Below are 10,053 nucleotides of genomic sequence, written 5' to 3' on the forward strand. Positions count from 1 at the left end.
TGCTCCGCGGCCTTGTCGAGCACCTCCACCGTCTTGGCGACGTTCTCGGGACTGGGATGCGCCAGAAGGCGCTTGCAGCCCTTGGTATAGTTGCTGATGGCCCCGAGCGGCTGGTTCAACTCGTGGGCCAGCGTCGAAGCCATCTCGCCCATCTCGCTGAGGCGGGACATGTGGACCAGCTCCGCCTGGAGTTCCTCGAGACGGGCCTGCGTGCGGCGTTGCTCGGTCAGGTCGTTGATGAAGCCGGTGAAGAAGACCTGCTCGCCCGCGCGCATCTCGCCGATGGCCAGCTCCATCGGGAAGGTGGAGCCGTCCCGCCTCAGGCCGGTCACGACCCTGTTGGTGCCGATGATGCGGCGCTCGCCGGTCCGCCGGTAGCGGTCGAGGTAGGCGTCGTGCTCGCTCCGCATCGGCTCCGGCATCAGGATGCGGACGTTCCGACCGACCGCCTCGTCGGCCGCGTAGCCGAAGAGACGCTCGGCCGCCGCGCTGAACCAATGGACCTTCGATCAGATCTACCACGAGCACCTGTGCTATTACACGCTCCGCTCCCTGGAGCAGCTGTTCGCGCGCCACGGCCTGGAGGTCTTCGACGTCAGCGTCGTCCCGGTCCACGGCGGCTCCCTCGAGGCGCATGTCGGCTTCCCCGGCGCCCACCCGGTCAGCGACGCGGTCAAGCGCATGCGCGCCGACGAGGAGGCCCGCGGCTACGGCACGTTCGAGACCTATGTCGGCTTCGCCGAGAACGTCCGGCGCCTGCAGGCGGCGCTGCTCGACCTGCTGGAGCGCATGAACGCCGAGGGGAAGACGGTCCACGCCTACGGCGCCCCGGCCAAGGGTGCGACGCTGCTCAACGCCTTCGGCATCGGCCCGCGGCTGGTTCAATATGCGGCCGAGAAGAATCCGCTGAAGTTCGGCCGCCTGATCCCCGGCGCCCGCATCCCGATCGTCGAGGAGGGCAGCGTGCCCGCGCCCGACGCCTACCTGGTGCTCGCCTGGAACTTCATCGACGAGTTCCTGGCGCGCGAGCGCCGCTACCTCGAGAACGGCGGCGCCTTCATCGTTCCGGTGCCGGACCTCAAGGTGATCACCGCCGCCGACCTGCCGGCAGCCTGAGCGTGGCCGCCCTCCCCCCAGCCCCCCTGCCCGAGGCCGTCCTCGTCGTCGGTGCGACCGGGTTCGTCGGCCGCAACCTCGTCGCGCATCTCGCCGACCGCGTGCCGCGGCTGATCGCGGTCAGCCCCTCCGGCCAGGCGGTCCCGGGGGCGACCGAGGCCGCGCGCTTCGACGCCCTCGAGGCGCTGTCGGTCCCCGCCGACACGATCGTCGTCAACGTCGCCGCGCAGCGCTACGACGCCGACAAGTTCGAGACGGCGCAGAGCGACCTGCTCACCGGCAATGCCGAGATCGCCAACCGCCTCTACCGGTTCTGCCTGACGAAGGGCATCCGCGAGGTGCGCGCGGCTTCGAGCGTCGCGGTCTACCCGGCAGCCTGCGATCCCCTCGACGACGCGCGGCCGGTCGACCTCAACGCGCCGCCCAATCCGAACGAGGCCTTCTACGCGTGGTCGAAGCGCTGGTCCGAGCTGGTCGCCGACCTGCACGCCGAGCGCTACGGGATCCACACGATCAGCTTCCGCCTGAGCAACCCCTACGGTCCCCACGACTCGACGGATCCGCGCAAGGCGCATGTCCTGCCGGCCTTCGTGATGCGCGCGCTGGCCCCGGGCGAGCGCTTCACGATCAAGGGCAACCCGCTGGTCGAGCGCGACTTCATCTACGTCGGCGACGTCGTCGACGTGTTCGCTCGGTCGCTCGCGATCCGGGAGACGAGCGACGCGCTCAACCTCTGCCGCGGCGAGACCACGACCCTGCTCGACCTCGCCCGCACCATCCTGGAGGTGGCGGGAGAGGACCGGCCCGTCCACGCCCCCGACACGGCGACCCACGGCGTCCTCGCCCGCCGTTCGACCAACCAGCGGCTGCGCGAGCGCTTCGGGATCTCGACCTTCACGGGGCTCGCGGACGGGCTGCGGCCGACGATCGCGTGGTATCGCCGGGAGTACCGCCAGGAGTACCGCCATGCCGGGGCCTGAGCGCGACATCGTCATCGGAGCGGACGGCTTCCTCGGGCGCAACCTCGTGCCGCGGCTCCGGGCCGAGGGCCGCGAGGTCGTCGGGATCGGCCGCGCGGCGGGCGACCTGTCCGACTGGGCCAATGTTGAGCGGGCGTTGCGCGCCGCCCCCCCGGCCGGCCGCATCTTCCACGTGGTGACCCGCCAGCGGACCGGCGCGATTCAGTACGACATCCAGGGCGAGCTCCTGGCGATCAACGCCCGCATCCACCTGAACGTCCTCGAGGCGTGGCGCCTGTACCAGCCGCAGGCCAAGCTCGTCTCCTCGGGCTCGTCCTGCACCTATCCGGAATCGGCCGAGCCCCTCCCCGAGGCGCGCTTCGGACAGGGACCGACCCATCCCTCCGTGATCGGCTACGGGCTCGCCAAGCAGGTCTTGGCGACGGGCTCGGCGGCCTACGCGCACCAGTACGGGTTGAGCTTCCTGCACTGCGTGCTGGCGACCCTGTACGGTCCGCACGACAACACGGCCTCCGACCGCAGCCACTTCGTCGGCGCCCTCCTCGACCGCGCCGTGCGGGAGAAGGCAGCGGACGCGCGGGCCTTCGAGGTGTGGGGCAATCCGCAGACCGTCCGCGAGGTGCTGCACGTCGACGACCAGATCGACGCGATCCTCGCGGCCGACCGGGCGTTCGAGAACGAGATCCTCAACTGCGGCGCCAACACCCCCATCACCGTCGAGGCGGTGGCGCGGGCGGCCCTGGCCGCCCTCGACTGGTCCGTCCCCCTGGTGAGCCCGCCCGGCTCCTTCCAGGGCGCGGCCTACAAGTTGCTCGACTCGACGCGCTTCCTCGACCGGACCGGCTGGCGGCCGCGCATCGATCTCGAAGCGGGCCTGCGCAGGCTCGTAGCTGCGGAGTATGCCGACCGCTGACGGGTCCCGGCGTTCCGCGCGCCGCGAAGCCCAGCGTGCCGGAGCCTCCTGGCGATCAGGCCTTCGCCAGGGCCGCGGCGGCGGCAGCGAGCCCCCACCGGACGAGGTCCTGCGCATCCTGCGCCGACTTGGCCTCCGCATAACACCGCAACTCCGGTGCGTTCCCCGAAGCCCGGAAATGGATCGTGCGTCCGCCATCGAGCCCGATCCGGATTCCATCCTGCTCGTCGATCGAATCCGGTGACCCGATCGGCCGGAGGAAGGCGGCCCGGAAATCCGCATCCCGGAGCCGCGCGAGGAAGGCGCCGCTTGTCTCGGACGGCGTGTTCGGAAGACGGTCGCTGGCCATGTCGCCCGCATCGAGCGCGGACACCAAGTCGGCCAGGGGCAGGCCGGCCGCGCGCGCTGCCGCCAGGGTGGCGAGAATGGGCAGCATTGCGTCGCGGGTCGGCAGAGCGGGCAGCGTCTTGCCGTCGCGCGTGACGTCCGATCCGAGCAGGAAGCCGCCATTCGCCTCGAAGCCCGCAACGGTCCGCGCTCCGGCGGCTTTCGCCTGCTCCATGCCGGCGATGACGAAGGGCGAGCCGACTTTCGTGCGCACAACCGTCCGGAAGCCGCCGGCCTGCTCAAGGGCCGAGCCGGCCGTGACCGGCACCACCACCGTGTCGGCGCCCAGGTAACGGGCGGTGATGAGCCCGAGCACGTCGCCCCGCAGGATCCGGCCCGTCCCATCGGCGACCAGCGGCCGGTCGGCGTCGCCGTCCGTGGTCACAAGGGCGTCGAAAGACCTGGGTGCCATGACATCGCGGATGAAGGCGATGTCTTCGGGACGATGGGCTTCGGTGTCGATCGGCACGAAGACCTGCGACCGACCGATCGGCGTCACCTGCGCGCCGAAGGCGGCGAGCAGGTCGGACAGCAGGTCGCGGGCCACCGAGCTCTGCTGATAGACCGCGATGCGCAGGCCCTTCAGGATGTCCGGCGCGAAGGCGGCGGCGTAGCGCTGCTGGTAGCGCGTGATGGCGTCGGGCTCGGGCGTCGCGGACGCCGCCGCCGGTCTCTCGCCGCTGGCCGGGATGTCCGCCAGGGCGGCCAGGATGGCCACCTCGTCGGCTTTGGTGATCTCGCCGTCGGGGCGGTAGAATTTCAGGCCGTTGCGATCCTCGGGGATGTGGCTGCCCGTGACCATGACCGCATAGGCGCCGCGCCGCATCGCTTCGAGGGCCAGGGCGGGGGTCGGCAGGGCGCCGCAATCGATCGCCGTGAAGCCGGCGGCCGCGGCCGCCTCCGCCACCGTGGCGGCGATCGCGGGGCTGCTGTCGCGCAGGTCCCGCCCGATCACCACCGCTCGGTGGGTGTCATCCGCCGAGACGGACCGGAAGAATGCGCTGGCATAGGCGTAGCTCGGCCCGCCGACGAGGTCGGTCACGAGACCGCGCAAGCCGCTCGTCCCGAATTTCAGACTGCTCACGAGATCCCCATCGTCTCCGGTTCGACGCACGCGCTCGCGATCGATGCCCCAAACCGTTCGCATTCTCAACGCTTGGGACCGGCGGATTGGCTCGGGCCGGGCGAGACTGGTCCGCCCCGGGACGCGGGCGGCGCTGCCTGGTGCGGCCCGCGCTCGGAACGCCTCTGTGCAGGCGGACCCGCCGCCAGCGCCTCAAGAGGCCGGCAACTGCTGTTCGAGATGCGCGCGCAGGATCGAGTAGTGGCGGACGACGTCATCGAGCCTGTCGGCGTTCGCCTTGCTGATCGCCTCCGAGCCGAGCGGCGGGCGGTAGGTCGCCGCATAATGGGCGGCGTGCGCCTTCAGCTTGGTGGCGACGAAGTCCAGATCGGCCGACCAGACGGCCTGCGCCCGGACCTGCTGAAGGCGCCGGGCGATGGCGAGCCAGTTCAGGTCGAGCGCGATGCCGCTGCCCATCTCCTTGAACAGGTCGAACATGGAATCGAGGATCGCGATCGCGGTCTGTGCCGACATGGCCCCGCCCTCCGTCAGGACCGTGCGGCCACGAGATCCGGGCGCGCGTACCAATCGTCGAACAGGGAGAGCTGACGAAAGCGCCGCCGGTAGCCTTGACCGGTCAGCAGCGCGTCGATCTTCTCCCGGCTGCCCGAGAAATTGTGCTCGACGCTGATCAGCGCGATGTCGTGACGCGTGAAATCGAAGCTCTGAAGCACGTCGAACTCGCCGCCTTCCACATCGATGCTCATGTAATCGATGCGCCGCGGCGCCCGCGCCTCCGCGAGGAACCGGTCCAGCGAGATCGTGGCCACCGGGTATTGCCGGCGCTCCTGCCGGAACTGGGCGTGGAAGTCGCCGTCTGCGAAGTCCTCCATGCCGGAGAGTTCGCCGATGTCGACCTCGTTGAACAGCACCTCGATCCCGTCGGTCTTGTAGACGCACTTGTCGGAGATGTAGCAGTTGCGATTGCGCTGCAGCGCCGCGTGCCACGCCCGGGCGGGCTCAGCGAGGGCGCCCTGCCAGGCGTAGGTCTTCTCCAGCAGGAGCGTGTTGCTGAGGCTGACGCCGTCGCAGGCGCCGAACTCCACGAAATAGCCGTTCCGCTTCTCCTGAAGCTCATACAGCACCCACAGGTCCTGCAGCAGCTGCGCGTTGGAGTACGGCGCCATCCGGGTGGCGAAGGACAGGAAGTCGAGTTCGGAGCCGAGGATGTGCGGGCGCGCGTCCAGATTGTCCCTCAGGTTGATCAGGGCATTGAACACCGTCAGGAGTTCGACATCCATGGTCCTCGGCTCCAGTCTCCGAACGGGGAACGCGCGCAGGCGCGCGTGGGGTGTCAGCGGTGTCAGCGGTGTGCCGCCGCCTGGACCGGCCTGCGCGGGCCCGCCAGGATCCGGTTCGATCCTTCGAACAGGATGCCGTGCTGGAGCGCCGCGGGGCCGTGATCCGGCACGGTCCGCGCCGCCCTGCGGATCGCGGACAGGAAGCGCTTGCGGCTGAATCCGTAGGGCCGCAGGCCTCCCAGGAGCGCCTCGAGGAGAGTCGATGTCGCCTCGGACCGCGCCCGGGCCAGATCGCGTTCCTGCAGGGCGGCGTCGCGCTCGGCCCTGAGAAGGGTCAATTCGATCTGCTGCTGCTGGATCCGGCGGATGTACGTCGTATCGATCGCATGAACGGCATTCGTCATCGTGCGGCAGCCCTGACCCGGAGCGGGTTGAGTTTTCGAGGCCCGAGGGTCCGTCTGCGGCCCCGGATCCGGATCGGCATCCGGTCTGGCCGGTCGGATGCCGCGGCTCCCGCGTGCCTCCGGTTGTGCCAGACCGGCCCGAGAATCGTGCCGACCGCGTCAGGCGCGGCTCCCGGAACAGGCGTGATCCCGCCCCGGCTCACCCCTGCATCTTGCTGACGACATGCTTGACGAGCAGCAGGCCGATGCTGGCGCAGGTCAATCCGAACATGACGACATAGAGGTAATCTACTTGAATGCCGGCATAGGGATAGTACGCCGATCGAACCCATTCCGCCAACTGCATGGCGGGATTGTACTTCATCCAGTAATATACCTTGTCGGGCATGTAGCTCGGAAGGAACATGACGCCGCTGGACACGTACAGGATGATGCTGAACAGGGCGTAGCCGATCATCCAGCCGGGGAAGAAGCCGATGACCGCCACGTTGATCGTACCGATCCCGACCCCCAGGATGATGGCGGCGAGATAGCCGCACATGGCCGTGAACGGTTCTGCGGGGACGGGATTGGTCCCGATGGCGATCAGGATGGAGCAGACGACCAGCAGTGCGAGGAAGCCGGTCACGATCTCCACGAGGATCCGAGCCAGGATCACGTCGAACAGCTTGACCTGTGGATAGTAGGTCAGCGGTCGGTTCATGATCACCGCCTTCATGACCTCGCGGGAGATGTACTGGAAAACCAGAACCGGAACCGCCCCGGTCGCGAAGAACAGGGCCCGGTTGTCGCCGAGCGGCGCCGCCAGCTTCTGGAACGTGTAGATGGCGATCAGCATGAAGACGTGGACGCAGGGCCAGAGCACGACCACGCCGTAACCCCAGAGCGAGGCACCGAATCGGGTGCGCATGTCCCGCAGCATCAGGGCGTGCAGCACATGCAGATAGGACTCGATCGGGCTCTTTTGCCCGGGAGCCGTCGGGAGGGCGGGCATCGATTTGACCTCGCGTTGCCGGGCCTGCTTTGACGAGAAAAGGGGCCAAAGTGCGTTGACCGGCGCTTCCCGCGCCGGTCGGCGTCAGGTGGTGAGAGCGTAATAGTCGCGCATCAGGCCGTCAGAGGTGGCGGCCCGGATCGGCGTGGCGACTCGGCCGCCGGCCGGAATGTCGAGGGCGAGCAGGCGGTCGTTGCAGGCGGCCGGGTCGGTGGCGAGGGCATAGGGCAGGAGATGGCCGTCCGGGTCGGCACGCAGCCGCTCCGCCGGTTCGCCGAGGTCGAAGGCCGCCACCGGCAGGCCCGTGCGCAGCGCCAGCGACAGCGCATACGCGTAGGTCTCCGGCCAGATCGACGGCATCAGCACCAGATCGGCAGAGACCTGGGTTACTAGATCGAGGATTTCGTCATCCTCCCAATGACGGCCGGTCTCGGCGATCTGGAGGGCTGCCCGGGCGACCCGGTCGAGGGTCGGGTCGTCGGTGGAGTACCGCCCTGTCTCTGTGACGCCGGCCCGCTCTAGGCCGCCCGTCAGGGTGGGGTCGGAGAAGCCCACGATCGAGAAGCGCAAAGGCAGGTCTCGCTTGCGGGCGTCTGACGCCAAAGCCTGCAGCAGCAATCCGCCTTCGGGCAGGCTGATGCCGCCGAGCACCGCGACGCGGCGGACGCGTCCGGGCCGCTGCAGGGCGGTGGGGCGCACGCTGCGCTCCGGCTCGACACGCGGCCGGACCGTGACCGCGAGATTCGGGTACACGTCCCGGATCCGGCCCGCCGTGTCGGCGGACGGCGCGAACACCCGCGAAGCCCTCGCCAGGAACGCCCCGAACGCCGCCCGCCGCTCGCCCGGATCCGGCTCCTCGAACCCGTCCGCGTCCGAAGCCAGACAGGCCCGGCACGCGCTGACCGGCGCCAGCCCGCAATAGCGCCCGTCCGGCTGGACGAGGTGGTTGCGGTGGCAGACCGGCGAGTAGTCGTGCAGCGTCCAGGCGTAGGGCCGGCCCGAGCCCGCCACCCGATCCATCAGCGCCCGCGCCGCCGCCCAGCGCAGCCCCGCCAGCGAGTGCACGTGGATCAGGACCGGCGCCAGCTCTGCGATGAAGCCGGCGAGTTCGTCCGCGTCCCGCGGCAGGTACAGGCTGTCGAGGTTGGGCAGGTACAGGAATTCGGGGCTGCGGTAGGCGACGTGGACCTCGAGGTTGCGGGTCTGGTCGATCTGCAGGAGCACGACGCTCAGGCCCTCGGCCCGGGCCTGGGCGACCATGTCGTCGATGTGCCGCTGGATGCCCCCGCCCCAGGAATGGGTCACGTACAGGAGCGCCCGGCCGGCGAAGTGCCGGGCCAGCCGCGCCCGGTCGAGCCGCGCCCGCCCGCGCCGGCCGGGATCGGCCTGGACGAACTGGCCGACCCGGGCCGGGTAGTCGGGGTGCTTGGCCAGCAGGGCCGCCTGGCCCTGGACGTACTCGCCGCCCTCGTCGAGCCCGAACGAGATCTGGCCGGCATGGTAGACGAACACGTCCTCGGCGAGCAGGTTGACGAAGCCCGCCTTGATGGCGCGCAGGCACCAATCGTTCTCCTCGCCGTAGCCCTTGCCGAAGGCCTCGGCGTCGAGGGCGCCGACGGCGTCGAGCGCGGCGGCGGTCATGTACATGCAGAAGCCGACGCCGGTGGGCACGGGCACGGCGTGGCCGCGGTTGACCTGCGCGGCCATGCGGTCGAGATCGGCGCGGTCGATCTCCAGCGGCATGGTGTTGTTGGCGTTGAAGCGCGGGTAGGAGCAGATCGTGGCGTTGTTGGACAGCGGCGTGACGCTGCCCACGCGCAGCCCCGCCCCGGCTTCGGCCTCGGCTTCGGCCCTGGGGGCGGCCTCGGGTTCGACCTTGGGGTCTGCGTGGGCGACGAGCCGGTCGAGCCAGTCGCCGAAGACCTGCGCGTCGGAATTGAGCAGGACGACGGCGCGGCCCTGGCGCAGGCCGAGGGCGCGGTTGACCGAGCGGACGAAGCCGAGGTTGCGTTCGTTCTCGACGAGGTGGAACAGGCCGCGGCCGGCGAGCCGGGCGAGGTCTGCGGTGAGCTTCGGGTCGGGGGAGCGGTCGTTGACGGCGAGCAGGGTGAAGGGCGTGGCCTGGGGCTGGGACAGGCAGGCGTGGAGGGCGCGCAGGGTCTCGCCGCGGCCCTTGTAGACCGGGACGATCACGACGACCCGGGCCTGGTCGATGGGCAGGGCCTGGGGCAGGCGGTCCCATGCGTCGGGCGCGGGGGCCTCCATGGGCGGGTAGGTGCCGAGATCCTCGGGGGCGGCCATCAGCCCGGCGGCCCGGCCCGTGCGCACGTAGTGCAGGAACGGCGACTCCCCCGCACCCAGGAGATGGCCGTAGGTCTCCCTGTAGAACGCGATGGAGAAGGTCGCGCTCGGATCGCGCCCCTCGTGCTGGCCGTAGGCGACGAAATGAGCGAGCGGTCCGCCGGGGGCGTCGGCGGCGTCGGGGTTGCGCTTGGCGTAGAAGGCGGCGTCGAAGAACGGCGCGATCAGGCGGGCCTCGTCGGCCAGCGCCGCCGCCCGCGAATCCGGCGTGCCGTAGCGGGGGTGGAAGGCACCGGCCGAGATGTCGGCGCCGTGCAGGAGGGCCGTGGCGAGGACGTGAACGAGGGGCGCCAGCCCGGTCTCGCGCACCCCGGGATGCGCGTCGCAATAGGCCTGTCCGTCGAAATCCGGCCTGGGGTTGCGGCCCTTGCGCCAGCCGGTGTCGCAATAGTCGCGCACGGCGTCGTCCGCCTCTGACAGCCCGTAGCGCGCCCGGTAGAAGCCGTGGTCGAAATGCCCCGCCACCAGCCGCGCCTGCAGGTCCAGGAGCCCGTCCCGGTCGCAGGCCGCCTGCCCGATCGCCCCCAGCCAGCC

The 10,053-nt window shown here is 70.2% G+C and carries 9 protein-coding genes and 1 pseudogene; 3 read left to right on the forward strand and 7 right to left on the reverse strand.

The window, feature by feature from the left end:
• Positions 1-503, reverse strand: a pseudogene (locus tag I53_RS09760) (PAS domain S-box protein); the annotation flags it as partial.
• A gap of 76 nt (positions 504-579) precedes the next feature.
• On the opposite strand from I53_RS09760, the gene I53_RS09765 reads away from it, so the two are divergent.
• From I53_RS09765 to I53_RS09775, 3 genes are read left to right on the forward strand one after another with little or no spacing between them, the layout of a single operon-like run.
• Positions 580-1,116, forward strand: coding sequence for a methyltransferase C-terminal domain-containing protein (locus I53_RS09765; protein WP_251982272.1), 537 nt, complete (start codon positions 580-582; stop codon positions 1,114-1,116).
• Between the two features lie 2 nt (positions 1,117-1,118).
• Entirely contained in the window at positions 1,119-2,096 is a 978-nt protein-coding gene (locus I53_RS09770) for an NAD(P)-dependent oxidoreductase (protein WP_043349808.1), read from the forward strand.
• Entirely contained in the window at positions 2,083-3,009 is a 927-nt protein-coding gene (locus I53_RS09775) for an NAD-dependent epimerase/dehydratase family protein (protein WP_043349810.1), read from the forward strand. Before I53_RS09770 ends, I53_RS09775 begins: the two co-directional genes overlap by 14 nt.
• A gap of 55 nt (positions 3,010-3,064) precedes the next feature.
• On the opposite strand, the gene I53_RS09780 is transcribed toward I53_RS09775, so the two are convergent.
• From I53_RS09780 to I53_RS09805, 6 genes are all read right to left on the reverse strand, one after another.
• Positions 3,065-4,480: a phosphomannomutase gene (locus I53_RS09780; protein WP_043349813.1), complete on the reverse strand. Its 1,416-nt coding sequence runs from the start codon at positions 4,478-4,480 to the stop codon at positions 3,065-3,067.
• 192 nt (positions 4,481-4,672) lie between these two features.
• Positions 4,673-4,993, reverse strand: a complete 321-nt coding sequence (locus I53_RS09785) for a hypothetical protein (RefSeq protein ID WP_043349814.1) — start codon at positions 4,991-4,993, stop codon at positions 4,673-4,675.
• A gap of 14 nt (positions 4,994-5,007) precedes the next feature.
• Positions 5,008-5,760 (reverse strand): FkbM family methyltransferase, encoded by a 753-nt coding sequence (locus tag I53_RS09790; RefSeq protein ID WP_043349817.1) that lies wholly within the window; start codon positions 5,758-5,760, stop codon positions 5,008-5,010.
• Positions 5,761-5,822: 62 nt separating this feature from the next.
• Entirely contained in the window at positions 5,823-6,164 is a 342-nt protein-coding gene (locus I53_RS09795) for a hypothetical protein (RefSeq protein WP_043349819.1), read from the reverse strand.
• A gap of 199 nt (positions 6,165-6,363) precedes the next feature.
• On the reverse strand, positions 6,364-7,158 hold the full coding sequence (locus I53_RS09800; protein WP_043349821.1) for an ABC transporter permease: 795 nt from the start codon (positions 7,156-7,158) through the stop codon (positions 6,364-6,366).
• Between the two features lie 84 nt (positions 7,159-7,242).
• On the reverse strand, positions 7,243-10,053 hold a 2,811-nt coding region (locus I53_RS09805), incomplete at its 5' end, for a glycosyltransferase (RefSeq protein WP_051044750.1).

The organism is Methylobacterium sp. B1 (assembly GCF_000333255.1).
GTDB classification, from domain to species: Bacteria; Pseudomonadota; Alphaproteobacteria; order Rhizobiales; family Beijerinckiaceae; genus Methylobacterium; species Methylobacterium fujisawaense.

Bases quoted from the DNA above. Each gene is read 5' to 3' on its own strand.
- I53_RS09775 (WP_043349810.1), top strand. From the start codon at position 2,083: ATGCCGGGGCCTGAGCGCGACATCGTCATCGGAGCGGACGGCTTCCTC.
- I53_RS09785 (WP_043349814.1), bottom strand. From the start codon at position 4,993: ATGTCGGCACAGACCGCGATCGCGATCCTCGATTCCATGTTCGACCTG.
- I53_RS09790 (WP_043349817.1), bottom strand. From the start codon at position 5,760: ATGGATGTCGAACTCCTGACGGTGTTCAATGCCCTGATCAACCTGAGG.
- I53_RS09795 (WP_043349819.1), bottom strand. From the start codon at position 6,164: ATGACGAATGCCGTTCATGCGATCGATACGACGTACATCCGCCGGATC.
- I53_RS09800 (WP_043349821.1), bottom strand. From the start codon at position 7,158: ATGCCCGCCCTCCCGACGGCTCCCGGGCAAAAGAGCCCGATCGAGTCC.